This is a genomic window from Caulobacter sp. 602-1, assembly GCF_003931565.1.
Classification (GTDB): domain Bacteria; phylum Pseudomonadota; class Alphaproteobacteria; order Caulobacterales; family Caulobacteraceae; genus Caulobacter.
Genome location: NZ_RRYI01000005.1, coordinates 68048 through 87159 on the forward strand (window position 1 = coordinate 68048; position 19112 = coordinate 87159).

The 19112-nt window shown below is 68.1% G+C and carries 14 protein-coding genes; 7 read left to right on the plus strand and 7 right to left on the minus strand.

Annotated features, from left to right (window positions below; translation table 11 throughout):
• Positions 1–11: 11 nt before the first annotated feature.
• From EIK80_RS15785 to EIK80_RS15800, 4 genes are all read right to left on the minus strand, one after another.
• Complete coding sequence (locus EIK80_RS15785; protein ID WP_125157983.1) at positions 12–2264, minus strand: transglycosylase domain-containing protein; 2253 nt, start codon at positions 2262–2264, stop codon at positions 12–14.
• 252 nt (positions 2265–2516) lie between these two features.
• On the minus strand, positions 2517–4094 hold the full coding sequence (gene aceB, locus EIK80_RS15790) for a malate synthase A (protein WP_125157984.1): 1578 nt from the start codon (positions 4092–4094) through the stop codon (positions 2517–2519).
• Between the two features lie 81 nt (positions 4095–4175).
• The gene (locus EIK80_RS15795) at positions 4176–4409 is read right to left on the minus strand and encodes a hypothetical protein (RefSeq protein WP_125157985.1); all 234 of its coding nucleotides are present in this window, start codon (positions 4407–4409) and stop codon (positions 4176–4178) included.
• Between the two features lie 37 nt (positions 4410–4446).
• Positions 4447–6066 (minus strand): isocitrate lyase, encoded by a 1620-nt coding sequence (locus tag EIK80_RS15800; RefSeq protein ID WP_125157986.1) that lies wholly within the window; start codon positions 6064–6066, stop codon positions 4447–4449.
• A 164-nt stretch (positions 6067–6230) separates the two neighbouring features.
• On the opposite strand from EIK80_RS15800, the gene EIK80_RS15805 reads away from it, so the two are divergent.
• From EIK80_RS15805 to EIK80_RS15835, 7 genes are all read left to right on the plus strand, one after another.
• Positions 6231–7673 carry a short-chain fatty acyl-CoA regulator family protein gene (locus EIK80_RS15805; protein ID WP_125157987.1) on the plus strand — a complete coding sequence of 481 codons (1443 nt, stop codon included), beginning with the start codon at positions 6231–6233 and terminating at the stop codon, positions 7671–7673.
• A 78-nt stretch (positions 7674–7751) separates the two neighbouring features.
• Positions 7752–8531: a transglutaminase family protein gene (locus EIK80_RS15810; protein WP_125157988.1), complete on the plus strand. Its 780-nt coding sequence runs from the start codon at positions 7752–7754 to the stop codon at positions 8529–8531.
• A gap of 85 nt (positions 8532–8616) precedes the next feature.
• Positions 8617–9810 carry a hypothetical protein gene (locus tag EIK80_RS15815; RefSeq protein WP_199743502.1) on the plus strand — a complete coding sequence of 398 codons (1194 nt, stop codon included), beginning with the start codon at positions 8617–8619 and terminating at the stop codon, positions 9808–9810.
• 70 nt (positions 9811–9880) lie between these two features.
• Positions 9881–10483, plus strand: coding sequence for an RNA polymerase sigma factor (locus EIK80_RS15820; RefSeq protein WP_125157989.1), 603 nt, complete (start codon positions 9881–9883; stop codon positions 10481–10483).
• Positions 10452–11438 (plus strand): FecR domain-containing protein, encoded by a 987-nt coding sequence (locus EIK80_RS15825; RefSeq protein ID WP_125157990.1) that lies wholly within the window; start codon positions 10452–10454, stop codon positions 11436–11438. The genes EIK80_RS15820 and EIK80_RS15825 overlap by 32 nt, the downstream gene beginning before the upstream one ends.
• A gap of 134 nt (positions 11439–11572) precedes the next feature.
• Positions 11573–14767 (plus strand): TonB-dependent receptor domain-containing protein, encoded by a 3195-nt coding sequence (locus EIK80_RS15830; protein WP_233586703.1) that lies wholly within the window; start codon positions 11573–11575, stop codon positions 14765–14767.
• Positions 14768–14849: 82 nt separating this feature from the next.
• Positions 14850–16478 (plus strand): alkaline phosphatase, encoded by a 1629-nt coding sequence (locus EIK80_RS15835; protein ID WP_125157992.1) that lies wholly within the window; start codon positions 14850–14852, stop codon positions 16476–16478.
• A gap of 98 nt (positions 16479–16576) precedes the next feature.
• Here the strand turns inward: EIK80_RS15835 and EIK80_RS15840 are convergent, their stop codons facing one another.
• Genes EIK80_RS15840 through EIK80_RS15850 form a run of 3 tightly spaced genes read right to left on the minus strand, consistent with a single transcriptional unit; the run spans position 16577 to position 19112 of the window.
• On the minus strand, positions 16577–17719 hold the full coding sequence (locus tag EIK80_RS15840; protein ID WP_125157993.1) for a hybrid sensor histidine kinase/response regulator: 1143 nt from the start codon (positions 17717–17719) through the stop codon (positions 16577–16579).
• A complete protein-coding gene (locus EIK80_RS15845) occupies positions 17716–18294 on the minus strand; it encodes a chemotaxis protein CheB (RefSeq protein WP_125157994.1) in 579 nt (192 codons plus the stop codon). The genes EIK80_RS15840 and EIK80_RS15845 overlap by 4 nt, the downstream gene beginning before the upstream one ends.
• Positions 18291–19112, minus strand: coding sequence for a protein-glutamate O-methyltransferase CheR (locus EIK80_RS15850; RefSeq protein WP_125157995.1), 822 nt, complete (start codon positions 19110–19112; stop codon positions 18291–18293). Before EIK80_RS15850 ends, EIK80_RS15845 begins: the two co-directional genes overlap by 4 nt.

Sequence of the window (19112 nt, forward strand, 5' to 3'; positions counted from 1 at the left end):
CCTCGCGGGGGCTAGGGGCGCGGCTCGGGCGGCGGCGGCGCGATGGGGGCGACCGGCGCGACGGGCGGCGGCGGGAGCGAGTCGGTGGGGACCGTCAGCGGGACCACCGGCAGGCCGTCGGGGCCGATCTCGCCTTCCAGCGGCAGGCCCAGGTCGTCCAGCGGGTCCTCGACGACCGCCGGGGCGGCGCTACGGCCCAGGGCCGACAACATGAAGGCCTTCCAGATCTTGGCGGGCTCGCCGCCGCCGACCACGCCGTTCATCGAGCTGTTGTCGTCGTTGCCGACCCAGACCCCGACCACCAGGTCGTCGACGTAACCGACGAATAGGGCGTCGTGATAGTCCTGGGTGGTGCCGGTCTTGCCGTAGGCCCCGTCGATCGCCGCTTCCAGGCCCGTGCCGCGATGGGTGGCCGAGCGCAGCAGGTCGCGCATGCCGGCCAGCACCTTGGGATCGTAGGCGGTGGTCTTGCCCTTCTGGAAGGTCTCCAGGGCGTGCGGGACGATCGGATATTCGCCGGCCGCGATGGAGGCGTAGGCTGCCGTCAGGCGCGTCAGGCTCATCGAACCGGTGCCCAGCGCCATGGTCAGGTCGTCGGGGATCTTCTCGGTGACGCCCAGCTGGCGGGCGACCTTGATCACCTTGGCGGGGCCGAGGTCGTGGGCCAGGCGCACGGCCGCGACGTTCGAAGACGCGGCGAAGGCGCTGATCAGCGGGATCTCGCGGTCGCGGTACTTGCCCTCGTGGTTCTTGGGCGTGTAGCCGCTGACCTGCACCGGGGTGTCGAGGATCGGGCTGGTCGTGGTCATGCCCGACTGCAGGGCGGCCAGGTAGACGAACAGCTTGAACGACGAGCCCGGCTGGCGCGCGCCATCGGCGCGGTTGAACTGGCTGGCGCCGTAGTCGCGGCCGCCGACCATGGCCACGACGCGGCCGTCCTTGCGCATGGCCACCAGGGCGCCCTGGGTGATGTTCAGGACCTTGCCGTCGCGGGCGATGAAGTCGTTGAGGATCTTCTCGGCCTTAGCCTGCAGCGCGGGATCCAGGGTCGTCTTGACGATGGTCTCGCCATAGCGGGCGCCGATGGCGGCGCGGGCCTGGGGCAGGGCCCAGTCGGCGAAGTAGGAGCCGGTTGGCAGCTTGTCGGGGTTCTCGATGGCCGAGACCTCACCGACCGCGTCGGCCTGGGCCTGGGTGATGGTCTTGGTCTCGACCATGGCGCCCAGCACGACGCGCATCCGCTCGCGGGCGCCTTCGATGTTGTTGGTCGGGGCCAGGCGGGACGGGGCCTTGACCAGGCCGGCCAGCATGGCGGCCTCGCCGATCGACAGCTGCTCGGGCGGCTTGCCGAAATAGTGCCGGGCCGCGGCGCGCAGGCCAAAGGCCCCGTCGCCGAAATAGACCGACGACAGGTAGCGCGACAGGATCTCGTCCTTGGAGAGGCGGGCCTCAAGATAGACCGCGATCAACGCCTCCTGCGCCTTGCGGCGCAGGTTGCGGTCACTGCTCAGGAAGGCGTTCTTGGCCAGCTGCTGGGTGATGGTCGAGCCGCCTTCCGAGACGCCGCCGGCCTGGGCGTTCTTGCCCAGCGCCCGCGCGATCGCCTTCGGGTCGACGCCCATGTGGCTGTAGAAACGACGGTCCTCGATGGCGATGAAGGCGCCGGGCACGTATTTCGGCAGCTTGGCGACGTCGATCGGGGCTTCCTTGTAGGAGCCGCGGCGGGCGATCGGCGAGCCGTCATCAGCGACCAGAACGATGGCGGAATTGTTCAGCGGCTCGAGGGCGCGGCTCAGCGGCAGCGACCAGAACAGCGAGGCGACCAGCACGACCGCCAGCACCACGGCGGCGGCCGCGCCGATCAGCCAGGCGGGACGCTTCCAGATCGGCGGCTTGGCGGTCTTGACGGGCTCGGCCGGGGAGAGGGCGGCTTCCGGGATCGCCTCGACGGCTTCCGGCAGCTCGGTCTCGGCTTCGGGAGGGGGCGCTTCCTCGGGCGGGACCTCGGGTTCGGGCTCGACGACTGGCGCGGGGGCCGGGGTCTCTTCGACGATGTCCGGGGTTTCGGCGACCGCCTCGACCGCCTCGACCGGCGGCTTGGGTGCGCGCGGCTTGCGCGGACGAGGCGGCTTGGGCGCGACGGGTTCGGACGAACTCTCGGGCAGGACAGCCGCCGAGGTCATCGCGGCCTTGGCGCGCGGCTTCCGGGGCTTGCGCGGCTTCGGCGCCGGCGGGATGTCTTTGGGATCGGCGGGGTCGGACATGGACTGGCGCTCGCTTCGGGCCAGGCCCTCACTCGTCGAGCGCGCTCATTACCACACGGCCCCGGCAAGCCAAGCGCGTTGAAACCGAAGTTTCTTCCGCTCCGCCCTTGAATGGCGTTCGGCCAGGCATAGATGACCTCCGTGAGGCTGAGGCCTCTGCCCTTCCTGGGCGTTTCCTCCCCTACTTCTCAAGCCCGGCTTTCGCCGGGCTTTTTCTTTGCGGTCATGCGTTCGGTTGGATCAGGCGGTTGGCTAGATCAGTTCGTAGGCCGGCAGGGTCAGGAATTCTTCCAGGTTGTCGGACAGCACCATGCGGGTGAAGAGCTCGGCGGCCGTCTCCAGGCGCGGCGAAGCGAAGTCGCGGCGTAGGTCGGCCATCTCCTGGGTGAACAGGCTGATGAACAGTTCCGAGGTCAGCACGCGGCCGTCGTCCAGCGCCGCGGCCAGGCGGACCCACTGCCACAGCTGCGTGCGGCAGATCTCGGCCGTCGCGGCGTCCTCCATCAGGTTGTAGAGCGGCACCGCGCCCCGGCCTTCCAGCCAGGCCTGGGTATAGCGGACGCCGACGCGGATGTTCTCGCGCACGCCGGCCTCGGTGCGGACGCCCTCGTGCAGCTCCAGCATCTGGGCGGCGGTGATGTCGAGATCGGCGAGCAGCTTGTCGCGCTGATTGGCCGCCGGCATCAGGCGGTCGAAGACCTCCATGGCCACGGGCACCAGGTCGGGGTGGGCGACCCAGGTGCCGTCGTGGCCGGCCCCGGCTTCGCGTTCCTTGTCGGCCTTGACCTTGGCGAAGGCGGCCTGGTTGGCGGCGTCGTCGCCCTTGACCGGGATCTGGGCCGCCATGCCGCCCATGGCGAAGGCGCCCCGGCGATGGCAGGTCTGGATCAGCTTCAGCGAATAGGCGCCCAGGAAGGCCTTGCCCATGACCATGGCCGAGCGGTCCGGGGTCAGGAACTCGGGGCGGCGGCCCAGGCGCTTGATGAACGAGAAGATGTAGTCCCAGCGGCCGCAGTTCAGGCCGACGATATGGTCCTTCAGCTCGAACAGGATCTCGTCCATCTCGAAGGCGGCGGGGATGGTCTCGATCAGCACCGTGGCCTTGATCGTGCCGACGGGCAGGCCCAGCGCCTCCTGGGCGCGGACGAACACCTCGTTCCAGAGGCGAGCCTCCAGATGGCTCTCCAGCTTGGGCAGGTAGAAATAGGGACCCGAGCCTTGCGCCAGAGTCGCCTTGGCGTTGTGGAAGGCGTAGAGGCCGAAGTCGAACAGCGCCCCGGCCACGGCCTGGCCGTCGACCTCCAGGTGGCGCTCCATCAGGTGCCAGCCGCGCGGGCGGATCTTCAGCACCGCCGGGGTCGGACCCATGGCGTAGGACTTGCCGGACTTGGCGTCGACGTGCGTGAGGTCGCCCGACCAGCGGTCCTTCAGATTGATCTGGCCCTCGACGACATTGGCCCAGGTCGGCGCCGTGGCGTCCTCGAAGTCGGCCATGAACACCTTGGCCCCGCAGTTCAGGGCGTTGATGATCATCTTGCGGTCGACCGGGCCGGTGATCTCGACGCGGCGGTCCAGCAGGTCGGCGGGGACGGGGGCGACGGTCCAGTCGGCGGCCCGGATGTCGGCGGTCTGCGGCAGGAAGTCGGGCAGTTCGCCGGCGTCGAAGCGGGCCTGCCGCGCCTGGCGGGCGGCCAGCAGCTCGCGGCGGCGGGCGTCGAACCGGCGGTGCAGGTCGGCCACGAAGGCCAGGGCTTCCGGGGTGAGTACTTCCGCAGCTCGGCCTTCAACGGGACCGGTGACCTGGATGTTGGCGGCGATGTCGAGCGGCATGGGAAGCTTTCCGTGGCGGTGGGATCGGCTCCCCGGGAGGTCCGGGGAGCCATCTTCGGGACTCTGGTCGGTTATCTTTAGTTAGGCGCTCTTTTCGGCGCCCTTGTCACGGACGGTGGGGACGATCTGGTCGCCCCAGTTGCCCGAGCCGTCGTGGTGGCGCGAGGCGCGCACCAGCTCGACCGAGTAGCCGGCCTCGATGGCGCGGCGCACGGCCTCGTTGAGGCGGTGAGAGGCCTCGGCCACGCGGTCGACGGCGCGCTCCTTGGCGTCCGAGTTCGGCATGGCGGCGGGGGCGAAACGCGTGGCGGTCATGGCTTTGGCTCCTCGATCGAAGGGAAGGGGTTCGCGGCTATTCGGCCGCGAACTGGTTCATGGTGTTGGCGTGGCCGCCGGCCTTCAGGGCGCGCTCGCCGGCGACCATCTCCTTGAAGGTGTCGCCGAGGTCCGAGCCGACCTCGTGCTGGTGCTTCACGGCCGAGACGCCGCGGCGGATCTCCTCGCGCTGCACCGTGTTGACATAGGCCTGCATCCGCTCCTCGCCGAAATAGCCGCGCGACAGCTCGTCGACGCTCTTGGCGGTCAGGTGGAAGGTCGGCAGGGTGATCAGGTTGTGGAACACCCCGGCGCGGGCGGCGATGTCGACCTGGAAGCGGGCCAGGCGCTCGTCGGCCTCGCGGCCCAGGTCGCTCTTGTCGTACTCGGCCGACATCAGCGCGTTGCCTTCCGGGTAGCTGTCCTTGTGGATCTTGCCCTCGGCGATCCACTGGTCGCGCACCTGCTTGCGCAGATTGAGCGTCCAGTTGAACGACGGCGAGTTGTTGTAGGTCAGCTTGGCGTTGGGCACGACCTTGCGGATCTCGTTCACCATCGAGGCGATCTCGTCGACATTGGGGGTGTCGGTCTCGATCCACAGCAGGTCGGCGCCGCCTTGCGTCAGGTTGGCGATGCAGTCCTCGATGACGCGCTGGCGGCCGGTGCCGTCCTGGAAGGCGAACAGGCCGTTGGGCATGCGGACCGGCTTGACGAAGGCGCCGTCCTTCATGATCGCCAGCTCGCCGTCCTTCAGCGGGTTCTCCGGCGTGACGGGCTCGGTCTTCAGCCACTTGATGTAGTCGCTGGCCAGATCGCCCGGCTCCTGGCTGACCGGGATCTTCTGGGTCAGGCCCGCGCCCAAGCTGTCGGTGCGGGCGACGATGACGCCCTGGTCGACGCCCAGTTCCTCGAAGGCCAGGCGGCAGGCGCGCAGCTTCTCGATGAAGTCCTCGCGCGGCACGGTGACTTTGCCGTCCTGGTGGCCGCACTGCTTGGCGTCGCTGACCTGGTTCTCGATCTGCAGGCAGCAGGCGCCGGCCTTGATCATCTCCTTGGCCAGCAGGTAGGTCGCGTGCTCGTTGCCGAAGCCGGCGTCGATGTCGGCGATGATCGGCACCACGTGGGTCTCGAAGTTGTCGATCGCCTTGATCGCGGCCTGCTCGGCGACCTGGTCGCCGGCCTTGCGGGCGGCGCTGAGGGTCTTGAAGAGGTCGTTGATGGCGACTTCATCGGCCTGGCGCAGCGAGACGTAGATCTCCTCGATCAGGTCGACGACCGAGGTCTTCTCGTGCATCGACTGGTCGGGCAGGTGGCCAAAGCGATTGCGCAGGCCCGCGACCATCCAGCCCGAGAGATAGACATAGGCGCCCTTCGTCGTGCCGCGCAGGCGCTTGACCGACTTGATCATCTGCTGGGCGTGGAAGCCCGACCAGCAACCCAGCGACTGGGTGAACTTGCTGCTGTCGGCGTCGTAGGCGGCCATGTCGGCGCGCATGACCGGGGCCATGGCGCGGGCGATGTCCAGGTGGGTCGGGAAGGTGTTCTGCAGCTTCAGCTGGATGACGTCGTCGATGCCGACGCCGCCCGGCAGAACGCCATCGGGATAGCGCGCCAGCAGGGCGTCGCGGTGTTCGGCATAGGTCTTGCGCTGCGTCATGGTCGTTCGATCCCACTACGGGGCCCGGGCTGGTAAGCCTTGCGGGCCAAGGAAAACTCGTCCTGGCGAGCTAACGCCGCGCCGCGGGATCGGTCGAACCTATTGAAGGCAATTTGTCACGGAATGACTTTGTAAAATCTGTAAAGTCGTGACAGATTGACCGAATGGCGGTGCTGGAAAAGAAGCAAAACGACAAGAAGCTGTTCCTCGGGGGACGGCTGAAGCGGCTGCGGCGCGACCTGGGCGTGACCCAGGCGCGGATGGCCGAGGAGCTGGGCGTCTCGGCCAGCTACCTCAACCTGCTGGAGCGCAACCAGCGGCCGGTCACCGCGCAGATCCTGCTGCGGCTGGCCGACGCCTATGACCTGGACCTGCGCAGCCTGTCGGCCGACGACCCGGGCGGCGGGGCGGGACTGGAAGAGGTGCTGGCCGACAAGATGTTCGCGGATCTCGGCGTCTCGCGTCATGAGGCCGCCGAGGTCGCCGAGCTGTCGCCGGGCCTGGCCGAGGCCATGACGCGGCTCTATCGCGCCTATCTGGATCGCGGCCGGATGATCGACCTGGGCGCCTTCGAGCGCCCGGACGGGACGGGGCCGGCCTCGGAGCAATCGTCGCCGACGGATTGGGTCCGCGACCTGGTCGGCGCCCAGCGCAACCACTTCGCCGAGCTGGAGACCCTGGCCGAGAAGATCGTCGCCCAGCTGAAGGCCGACCCGCAGGACCTGGCGCCGGCGGTCCGCGAGCGCCTGCAGAGCCGGTTCGGCATCCAGACCCGGATCATGCCGGTCGAGGTGATGACCGGCTCGCTGCGCCGCTACGACCATCACCGCAAGCGCCTGATGCTGTCGGAGACCCTGGCCCACGCCAGCCGCACCTTCGGCATGTGCTATCAGTTGGGGCTGATGGAGGGCGGGGAGGTGCTGTCGGACCTGACCGACCGCTTCAAGGCCCCCGACCGGGCCACGCGCCAGCTGCTCAAGGTGTTTCTCGACAGCTACCTGGCCGCCGCGATCATGATGCCCTACGAGCCGTTCCTGGCCGCCATGGAGGCCAGCGGCTACGACATCGAGCGGGTGCGGCCGCGCTTTGGCATCAGCTACGAGCAGGCCGCCCAGCGGCTGACCACCCTGGGGCGTTCGGGCTCGCGCGGCGTGCCGTTCTTCATGATGCGGCTGGACGCGGCGGGGAACATCTCCAAGCGCTTCGCGGCCGGGCCCTTTCCGTTCTCGCGCTTCGGCGGGGCCTGTCCGCGCTGGAACGTCCACGACAGCTTCAAGACCCCGGGGCGCATCGTCACCCAGGTGATCGAGACCCCGGACGGCGAGCGCTACTTCACCCTGTCGCGGACGGTGCGGCGGACCTCCGGCCTGCAGGCGGGACTGGAGGACGAACTGGTCGTCGGCCTGGGCTGCGAGCTGAAATACGCGTCGAAGCTGGTCCATGCGCGGGGCCTGGACATGGCCGCGCCGATCACCGTCGAGATCGGGCCCTCGTGCCGGATCTGCGAACGCCCGGCCTGTCCCCAGCGTGCGGCGGCGCCGATCAATCGCACTCTGCTGGTCGAGGAGACCAGCAAGTCGCTATCGCCATTTCCTTTCGCTCGCTAGACGTTCTGAACCGAAGCCATCCTGGCGGATTGTTAGGCGGCGCGACCGGTTCTCGGTCGCCCCATTTCCGGGATCACCATGCGTTTCGACGTCGAAGCCTCGCTCACCTATGACTTCGCGACCCCGTGCGAGGTGCTGCTGCTGGTCGAGGCCGCCCATGGGCCCGACCAGGTGGTGGGGCTGGAAGCCCTGACCTTCTGGCCTAATGTCGACGCCGTGCGGGTCGACGATCCGGTGACGTTCGAGCGGCGCACGGTGTTCACGGCCACGGGAACGGTCAACGCCCTCTACCGCGCCCAGGTGGAGGTCATGCGACGCGACCACGACCTGGCCGACGCGCCGGCCATGGCCATCCGCGACCTGCCCAGCGAGGTGCTGCCCTTCCTGCGCGCCAGCCGCTACAGCCCGTCCGACCGGCTTGAGCCGTTCGTCGAGCGCGAGTTCGGCCAGCTCCAGGGCGGGGCCAAGGTCCAGGCGATGCTGGACTGGATCGGCGAGCACATCGACTATCTGGGCGGGGTCAGCAACTCGGGCACGACGGCGATCGACACCCTGGTCGACCGGGCCGGCGTCTGCCGCGACTTCACGCACCTGATCATCGGCCTGTGCCGCGCCGCCGACATCCCCGCGCGAGCGGTCAGCGCCTATGCCTGGAAGCTGGAGCCGCCGGACCTGCACGCCATCGCCGAGGTCTATCTGGGCGGCCGCTGGCGCCTGGTCGACGCCACGGGCAAGGCGCCGATCGACGGCCTGGTGCGGGTCGCCACGGGGCGTGACGCGGCCGACATCGCCTTCATGACCATCTTCGGCCGCGCCGCCCTGATCGAGCAGAGCTTCTCGATCCGAGAGGCGCCCTGAGCTCGACCCTCGACGCCGAACTGTCATCAAGCTGTCGCCAAGACGCCCTAGGTCCGCCCGCCAACGCTGGGTTGGGGTCTTCGCCATGTCCGTTCGTCATCGCCTGGCCGTGGCCGCTTCGATCCTAGCCTTGTGCATCGGCGGTCCGGCGCTCGCCGAGGGGGGCCTGGCCAACCTGCCGCTGACCCAGAACGGCGGGACCTGGAAGGCCGGCCACGTGCAGGGCGTCGCCGTCGATGTGCGGGGCGGCTTCATCTACTACTCGTTCACGACCCTGCTGGCGAAGTACGACTTCAGCGGCAAGCTGATCGGCACGCTGGTCGGCTGGACCGGACACCTCGGCGACCTCGACTTCAACCCGGCCGACGGCAAGGTCTACGGCTCGCTGGAGTACAAGGAAGACAAGGCCTTCTACATCGCCGTGATCGACGTGGCCCGGCTGGACCGCGTCGGCGTCGAGGCGTCCGGCAGCGCGCTTTTCCGCACCGTCTACCTGCCCGAGGTGGTCAAGGATTACAGCGCCGACCTGAACGGCGACGGCGTGTTCGAGGGCGATGACGGCAAGTTCAAGGGCGACGTCGTGGCCTCGCCCGATCACCGTTACGACGCCTCGGGCGTCGACGGCGTGTCGTTCGGTCCGGCGTTCGGCCACACGGATGGCAGGCGCTACCTGACGGTAGCCTACGGCGTCTATGGCAATACCACCCGGACCGACAACGACCAGCAGGTGCTGCTGCAGTACGACGTCACGGACTGGGACCGCTACGCCAGTCCGCTGACCGAGGCCGCGCCGCATCACAATGGCCCGGCGACGGCGGACGCCAAGGTCTTCATCCGCACCGGCAACACCCGCTACGGCGTCCAGAACCTGGCCTATGACGACGCCTCCAAGCGCTGGTTCATGGGCGTCTATCCGGGCCAGAAGCCCAATTGGCCGAACTATGGGCTCTACGCCTTCGACGCCGCCGCGCAGCCGAAGACCGGCGACCTGATCGGCGTGAAGGCGGGGCGGGGCTGGGAGCAGGGGAGGGTTCTGCCGCTCGCCGACGACGGCCTGAAGGATCCCGCCACCGGCGTGCGCGGCTGGAACCAGAAGGCCGATGTCGGGCTGCAGCCGGTCGGCGACGGCCTGTTCTATCTGGCGGTCAACGCCAAGACGCCCGACGGCCAGACGGCCGACCTGACGCTCAATCGCTGGACCGGCGACGCCCACAAGCCGTTCGTTCCCGTCACCGCCGACGAGTTGCGAAAGCTGGCGGACAACCCTGCCGCGCGGTGAGGTCTGACTGTCACAATAGGGCTCTAGGCGAAGGCTCCGTGGTGAGACGAATCCAGTCAGCGGGTGGACGATGAGCGGCGCCGACAGGGAAAGAACACGGTGGTTCCTGCGCAACATCCTGCCGCACGAATCCGCTCTGCGGGGCTGGCTGTCGCGCGGCGTTCCGGTCGGGATCGATCCCGACGACGTCATCCAGGAGGCCTATGCGGTCCTGGCCGAACAGGAGAGCGTCGAGGGCATCCGCCATCCGCGCGCCTATCTCTTCCAAGTGGCCCGCTCGATCGTGGTGCGCCACGTGCGCCGGGCCCGCATCGTCTCGATCCAGACGGTCGAGGACCTGGAGCGGCTGGAGCATCCCGACGAGGCGGCCTCGCCGGAGCGCCTGGCCATCGATCGGGACGAACTTCGACGGTTGGCCCAGGCGATCGCGGCCATGCCGGCCAAGACCCGAGAGGCCTTCGTGCTCAGGCGGGTCAAGGGCCTGCCCCAGCGCGAGATCGCCGCGCGGATGCGAATTTCGGAGAATACGGTCGAGACTCACATATCCCGGGGCGTCCTATTCCTGATTGATTGGTTCGGGCGTAGCGGAAACAGGCGGTCCCAAACCTCTAGGACCTTGGAAGCGGAGATTGCCCCGGTCGATGGCCCAGCGAGAATCCAGTCGAGACATTGATCAGACGGCGTCCGACTGGACGGCGCGGCTGGATCGCGGACCGTTGTCCGTGGAGGAAGAACACGCTTTCCAGGCCTGGCTGGCGGGGGATCCGCGCCGCAAGGGCGCGATGCTGCGCGCCCGGGCGATGGCGATGATGAGCGAGTCCGCCCAGGCGCTGGGCGACGACTTCGACCCCGCCGACTTCGCCGCGCCGAAGGTCGCGCGCCTGTCGCGCCGCCAGGCCCTGATCTGGGGCGGCGGCGCGGCGGCGGCGTCGCTGGCCGCCCTGGCCGTCGGCCTGCCGGCCGCCGCGGGAACGGTGATCAGCACCGAGCGCGGCGAGATCCGCCTGGCGCCGCTGAAGGACGGCTCGACCGTCCTGCTCAACACCGAGACCAGGATCCGGGTCCGCTACGACAAGGGACGGCGGATCGTCGCCCTGCTGGAGGGCGAGGCCTATTTCTCGGTCGCGCGCGACGACCGTAGACCGTTCATCGTCGAGGTCGACGGCCGGCGGCTGAGCACGGCCCAGGCCAATTTCCGCGTCCGCAAGCTGGAGCGGGCGCCGGTCGACGTGCTGGTCAACCAGGGTTTGGTCGAGGTCGCGCCGACCTCGGTCTCGGCACAGGCGGTCCGGCTGGCCGACAACACGCGGCTGATGCTGTCGGATCGTCCCGGGGGCGAACGCCCGCGGGCGGTCGCGCCGGAGGTTGTCACCCGCGAGCTGGCCTGGCGCGAAGGCAAGCTGGCCTTCGAGGGCGAGACGCTGAGTCAGGCGGCGGAGGTTTTCGCCCGCTACAGCGACACTCGCATCCAGATCGGCGACCCCGTTCTGGCGCGCGAACCGGTCACCGGCCTGTTCGCCGCCAATGATCCCGTGGGCTTCAGCCGCGCCATCGCGCGGGTGTTCGACGCCAGGCTGGAGCAGCGCGGCGACACGGTGGTGCTGAGCCCCCGATCCGTCGCCGAATAAGAAGTTTTTATTACCGTTAGCGGAAGGCCTCGGCCGGTTCCTCTCAATCGCGAAGGTCGCGACCAACGCGATGACCTTGGGGGTGCTTGCCTATGATTTCCCGTTACTCCGTCCTCGCCTGCGGGACGTCGATCGTGGCGCTCGCGATCGCCGCGCCCTCCTTCGCGCAGGAGCGCGTCTTTGACGTTCCGGCCCAGGCGGCCGTCCGCGCCATTCCCGAGCTGGCCCGTCAGGGCCAGGTGCAGATCGTGGCTCCGGCCCGCGACCTCGGCGGCATTCAGACCCCGGCCGTGAAGGGCACGATGGACGTCCGCGCGGCGCTGCGTCGCCTGATCGCGGGCACGCCGCTGCGGATCGACACCGACGACGGCCAGGTCATTACCCTGAAGGCCGCGTCCGCCGTGGGCGTCGCGCGCCCCCAGGCCGGCGCGGGCGCGGTGCGCGGCCGGGTCTTCAACACCGCGACCCATGAGTACGTCCGCAACGCCGAGATCCGCGTCGAGGGCACGCCGATCGTCGCCCTGTCCGAGAACGGCGGCGACTTTCGACTGACCGGCGTGCCGGCCGGCGACGTCACCGTCGTGGTCAAGTACGCCGGCCTGCAGGAGTCCAGACAGATCGTCACGGTCGCCCCGGACCAGACGACCACCGTCGAGTTCTCGCTGCAGCCGCCGGCCTCGGCCCTGGCCAGCGAAGGCGTCGAGGCGGTGACGATCACCGCCAAGCGCGAAGGCCAGGCCGCCGCCATCATGGAGCGCCGCGCCTCGACCAACGCCAAGACCGTCGTGGCCGCCGACAACTTCGGCGCCCTGACCATGGGCGACGTCGGCGAGTTCATGAAGAACATGCCCGGCCTGTCGCTGGACTATACCGAGGTCGACGCCACCGCCGTCCGCATCGGCGGCCTCGATCCCAAGTACTCGACCTTCACCACCGACGGCGCACGCATGGCCACGGCCACGTCGAACAACAACGCCGGCCGCCAGAACTCCTTCGAGCAGATGTCGATCACCGGCATCGACTCGATCGAGCTGAACAACACCCTGCAGGCCAATATGGACGCCGACAGCCCCGGCGGGTCCATCAACCTGCGCAGCAAGTACGCCTTCCAGCGCAATGGCCGCCTGCTGCGCTTCCAGGTCGGCGGCGTCGGCACGTCCGACTCCACGCTGTCGCGCCAGTATCTGCCGGACGACAAGAAGCACTCGACGATCTTCCCGTCCGCCCAGGTCGGCTACGCCGACGTGTTCCTGGACGGTCGTCTCGGCGTCGCCTTCAACGCCAGCTACAACGCCAACTTCGTCCAGCAGGACCGCATCCAGACCGACTGGTCTTATCTGGCCAATGGCCGGATCATTCCGTACCAACTGATGTACCGCCCGGGTCCGAAGCTGACCCACCGCAAGGCGGCCAATCTCAGCGTCGACTACAAGATCACCGACCAGCTGGCGCTGTCGCTGCGCAGCACCTACTCGTTCTACGACGTCGAGTACTTCAATCAGTACACCTACCTGATCTTCGGCACGACGACGGCCACCCAGGCCACGGCGGACTCGACCGGCACGCACATCGTCGTCAATCCGAACGGGACCAACACGCGGCTGCACACCCAGTATTCGCACCGCTACGCCGGCACCCCGGCCTGGCTGTTCGCGCCGAAGCTGGAATATCGCGGCGACACCTTCGAGGCTTTGCTGAGAGCAAGCTATTCCAGCTCGGAATTCAATTTCGAGGACAACGACCGGGGCTTCTTCGTCCGCACCGACAGCTACCTGACCCGGATCGGCTTCACCCTGGACCGCGCGTCGGAGGACACCAACGCCTGGACGCTGAAGCAGACGGCGGGCCGGCCGTGGGGCGACCCGGCCAGCTTCAACCGCGACGACGACATCGGCAACAACATCCGTACGTCGCAGTCGAACGCCAACAACCAGATGTACGGCGCCAATCTGGACCTGAAGAAGAAGCTCGCCTTCGGTCAGGTCCAGCTCAAGGTGCTGGCGGGCGCGGGCTATCGCACCAACGCTTGGAAGACCGTCGAGGGCTCGTACAAGCAGTTCCAGTACGTCGGCCCGACCGGCGACCTGAGCCAGAAGGCGCCGGAAGCCATGATCCCGGCCACCCAGCACTACGCGTTCAAGATCCACGGCTTCGACGCCGGCAACCTGAACGACCAGCACTGGCGCGCCGACAGCAACTACGGCGTCTACGACATCTACGCTCAGCACCCCGACTACTTCGTGCCCGACACCGTCGGCAACCTGAAGCGCCAGCTGGATAACAACAAGAAGATCGGCGAGGAGGTCAGCGCGGCCTATGCCGAGGTGCAGCCGCGCGTCGGCAAGGCCCAGTTCGACCTTGGCCTGCGCTACGAAAAGACCAAGACCCAGGCGCGCGTCGCCGACATCCGCTCGGCCAAGGAGGTGACGGCCGCGGGCCTGTCGACCAGCACCGTCGCCGGCCTGCTGTACCAGTATCGCAACGGGACCTACACGACCCGCGAGGGTGAGTATGACGACTGGTTCTGGAGCGGCGGCGTCAAGTACGACCTGACCAAGAAGCTTGTCGGCCAACTGGCCTTCAGCCAGTCGATCCTGCGCCCGGACTACGGCAACCTGGGCGGCGTGGTGGCCGTGGACGACAACAACCTGATCGTCACCGTGCCCAACCCGCTGCTGAAGCCGGAGCATTCGACCAAGACCTTCGCCAGCCTGCAGTACTATCTCGAGCCGTCGGGCGTCATCGCCCTCTCGGCCTATCAGCTGGACGTGAAGGACATGCAGGTGACGGGGATCACCGTCGATCCCGCCGACGTCGGCTACAATCCCGCCGACTACGCCGGCTACACTTTCCGCAGCGCCCAGAACCTGCCGGGCACCAGCACCAACAAGGGCGTCACGCTGGAATACGACCAGCAGCTGACCTTCCTGCCGGGCGCGTTGCGCGGCCTGGGCCTGCGGGCCTCGGTGACCAAGGTCGATCCGGACGGCGAGCGCGTGAACCTGCCCAAGACCTCGGCCAACTGGGGTCTGCGCTACAGCTACGGCAAGTTCGACATTCAGCTGACCGGCAACTACCAGTCGTCGGCCCGCACCAGCGCGCTGAGCAACACGCCGACCACCGCCAACAACGGCATCCTCTACCGCGCGTCGCGCGAGCTGTGGAACGTCAGCGCCAGCTACAAGATCAATCGTCAGTTCGAAGTGATGCTGGCCGGCCGCAACATCTTCAACGCGCCGGACATCGTCTACTCGAACGACCGCAGCCGGGTGCAGCAGTACAGCATCTACGGCTCGATGTGGAACGTGGGGATCAAGGGCACCTTCTAGGTCGCCGATCCCTTCCATGGCCGCGCCTCTCCCCTGGGCGCGGCCATCTCCTTTCCCAAATCCACAGCCCGAGGATCGCGTCATGGTTCTGAAAATCGATCGCCGCCGCCTGGTCCTGGCCGGCGGCCTGGGCGCCGCCGCCTTCCTGTCGCCGCTGGGCCGCGCGCTGGCCGCCGAGGTGCTGGGCGCCACGGGTTTCACCCACGGCGTCGCCAGCGGCGAGCCGGGCGCGGACTCCATGCTGCTGTGGACCCGCTATGTCCCGGCGGCGGGCGAGAGCACGCCGACCCTGCAGGTCGAGGTCGCCCAGGACCCGAACTTCGCCAAGGTGGTGGCCGGCGGCGTCGTCCGCACGGGCGCCTATCGCGACTGGACGGCCAAGATCACGGTCGATGGGCTGAAGCCCGGCGCGATCCACTGGTATCGCTTCATCGCCCCGAACGGCGCCAAGTCCCCGGTCGGCCGCACCAAGACCCTGCCATTGGGGCCGGTGGATCGCTTCAATCTGGCGGTCTTCTCATGCGCCAACCTGCCCGTGGGCTGGTTCAACGCCTATGGCCACGCCGCCGCGCGCGACGATCTGGATCTGTGGCTGCACACCGGCGACTACATCTATGAATACGGCGTGGCCTCGACCCGCGACAGCGACTGGGCCGATGGCCGCAAGGCGATGCTGCAACCGGTCACCGAGATCCTGAGCCTGGCCGACTACCGCCTCCGCTATGCCTGCTATCGCGCGGACCCGGACCTGCAACGGCTGCACCAGATGGCCCCGATGGTCGGCTTCTGGGACGACCACGAGTCGGCCAATGACAGCTGGGAGGGCGGGGCGCAGAACCACCAGGCCGCCACCGAGGGCGACTGGGGCGTCCGCAAGGCCGCCGCCATGCAGGTCTATCGCGAGTGGATGCCGGTCTCCGAGGAGCCGTGGAAGGCCTACCAGATCGGCGCGCTGGCCACGCTCTACCGCACCGAGTCGCGCCTGCTGGGTCGCACCCAGCAGATCAGCATGGGCGCGGCGTTCAAGGCCGAGAACCCGGACGCGGCGCTGAAGGCGTTCCGCGACGGGCCCTGGAGGGATCCCTCGGCGACCATGCTGGGCTCGACCCAGGAGAGCTGGCTGAACCACGCCCTGAAAACCAATAAGGGCTGGCAGATGGTCGGCATGGGCACGATCCTGGGCCGCACCGTCATGCCCAAGGACGCCGTCGACTGGCTGCGCCCCGACGCGACCGAGAAGAGCATCAACAGCTTCCGCGACAATGTCCGCGCCGCCCAGGCGGGCCTGCCGATGTGGATGGACCGCTGGGACGGCTATCCGGCGGCGCGCTCGCGGCTACTGAAGGCGGCGCAGGGCGCCGACGCCGACCTGGTCATGCTGTCGGGCGACAGCCACAACGCCTGGGCCTATGGCCTGGTGGAGGACGGCCGCCCGGCGGGGGTCGAGTTCGCCGGCCATAGCGTCACCTCGAATGGGATGGAGCGCACCTTCGCGTCCGATCCGAAGGCGGTGGCGGCGGGCTTCATGGCCGCCAATCCCGAGATGAAGTGGGCCGACACCAGCCAGCGCGGCTACATGATGCTGCGGATCACGCCCAAGCGCGTGACCGGCGAGTGGCTGTTCATGCAAACCATCAAGGCGCGGAGCCTCGCGGTCGCGGGCTCGCACCGGATGACGGTGGAACGCGGGCGGAAGGTGTTCGCGGGCTAGAGCATTTTCCGATCCAACTGGATCGGTGAAATGCTCCAGCGTTCTGTTTTGGCGCATTTTCTGACGACGAACCGGCATCCACTTCGTCGGAAAATGCTCTAACCCTCGACCGCGATCGGCACGCGCACCGTGAAGGTGCTGCCCTGGTCCTGACCGGCGCTTTCCACGCTCAGCGTGCCGCCGTGCAGGGCCACCAGCTGCTTGGCCAGGGCCAGGCCGATGCCAAGGCCCCCCTGGGCCTTGGTCAGGTGGTCCTCGACCTGGGCGAAGATCTCGAAGATCCGCGACTGCATGTCAGGCGGGACGCCGACGCCGGTGTCGGCGACGCGGATCTCGGCCATGATCCCGTTCGCGCCGGCGCTCAGCGTCACCGTTCCACCCTCGGGGGTGTATTTGGCGGCGTTGTTGAGCAGGTTGGAGACCACCTGGGCCAGGCGCGTGTGATCGGCGTCCAGCCAGATCGGCTCGGCCGGCATCTCGGCCACGAACTGGTGTTTTCCGGCGTCGAGATTGTGCTGGCTGGCCTCGATGGCCGAACGCAGCACCTCCGTCAGTTCGATCCGCTGCTTGCGCAGAGAGATCTTACCCTGGCTGACGCGCGAGACGTCCAGCAGGTCGTCGACCAGGTGCGACAGGTGGGTCAGCATCCGGTCCATGCGGGTGCGGATGTCGTTGGCGCGTTCGGGCGCGATGTCCTTGCCCAGCAGGTGCAGGCCGCCGCTTAAGGCCGCGACCGGGTTGCGCAGCTCATGAGCCAGGACGGCCAGGAAGCTGTCCTTGTGCCGGTCGGCGCGGCGCAGGGCCTGGGCGGCGGCCTCCAATTCGTCGCGCTGGGCCTCGATCTGCTGACGCTGGCGATAGAGGTCGAAGAAAACCGCCGCCTTGCTGCGCAGGATGTCGGCCTCGATCGGCTTCTGGATGAAGTCGACCGCGCCCGCTTCATAGCCTCGGAACCGGCGCGTGGCGTCGGCCACGCCGGCGGTGACGAAGATGATCGGCACGTGGCTGGTGCGAGCGGCGCCGCGCATGAACTCGGCCAGTTCGAACCCGTTCATGTCCGGCATCTGCACGTCCAGCAGGGCCAGGGCCACGTCATGGACCAACAGCAGTTCCAGGGCCTGCTCGCCCGAGCGCGCCTTCAGGCAGGTGAGGCCCTCGCGCTGCAGCAGGGCTTCCAGCGCCAGCAGGTTCTCTTCCAGGTCATCGACCAGCAGGAAGTTGATCGGTTTGTCCGCCGTCATCGCGCGGTCCCCAGACTCGACAAAAAGAATACGATTTGGTCGTGGCTCATGATCCTCGCCGAGGGGGTGGCCTCCAGCGCCGCTGTCGGCATGGCCGAGGCGTAGGCCCCGTCCGGGTTCTCGACGATCGCCACGCCGCCGACGTCCGCCACGGCCTTGAGCCCTGCGGCCCCGTCGTGATTGGCGCCGGTGAGGATGACGCCCGCGAGGGCGGATCCATAATAGTCCGCCGCGCTTTCGAACAACACGTCGATCGAGGGGCGGGAATAGTTCACCGGCTCGTCGGTCGACAGGGCCACGCACCCGTCGGTCTCGACCAGCATGTGATAGTCCGAGGGGGCGAAATAGGCGACGCCGTTCTCGACGGGCTCCTTGTCCTCGGCTTCCTTGACCTTGATCCGGCACTTGGACTGGAACAGCGGCACCAGCATGTTGGAGCGGTCGGGCGGCACGTGCACGACCACCAGCACGGGCAGCGAGAAGCTGGCGGGCAGGGCGGGCAGGATGGCCAGCAGCGCCTGCACCGCGCCGGCCGAGGCCCCGATCGCGACGGCCTGGATCGGCGTCCCGCTCATGGCTCGCGCCTCTGGTAGATCTTCTCGCCCGGCACGAAATCGGTGAAGGCGCCGGCGTGGCTGGAAAAGCGCAGGCTCTCCTTCGAGCCCAGGCCCAGGAAGCCCTTGCGGGTGAGGGAGTCGCGGAACAGGCCGATGGCGCGGTCCTGCAACGGACGATCGAAATAGATCATCACGTTGCGGCACGAGATCAGGTGCATCTCGGCGAACACCGCGTCGGTGACCAGGCTGTGGTCCGAGAACACCACCCGGTCGCGCAGGCTCTTGTCGAACGCGGCCCGGCCATAGGCGGCGGTGTAGTAGTCCGAGAGCGAGGACTTGCCGCCGGACTTCTGGTGGTTCTCGGTGAACTTGCGGATGCGGTCGATCGTGTAGACGCCGGCCTCGGCGGCGGCCAGCGCCTCGGGATTGATGTCGGTCGCGTAGAAGATCGTCCGGTCGTAGAGGCCTTCCTCCTTGAAGAGGATGGCCAGCGAATAGACCTCCTCGCCGGTGCTGCTGCCCGCGATCCAGATCTTCAGCGACGGATAGGTCCGCAGGTGCGGCAGCACCTTCTCGCGCAGGGCCTTGAAGTAGGTCGGGTCGCGGAACATCTCGCTGACCTGCACGGTCAGGAAGTCCAGCAGGCGCGGCAGCATCGAGGCGTCGTGCAGCACGCGATCCTGCATCGCCGAGATGGTCGCGAAGCCCAGATGCAGGCGCGCCTGGATCAGTCGCCGCTTGATCGACGCCCGCGCGTAGTGGCGGAAGTCGTAGTGGTAGCGCTGGAACAGCGCCTCCAGCAGCAGCTGGATTTCAAGGTCTTCGATCTCGGACAC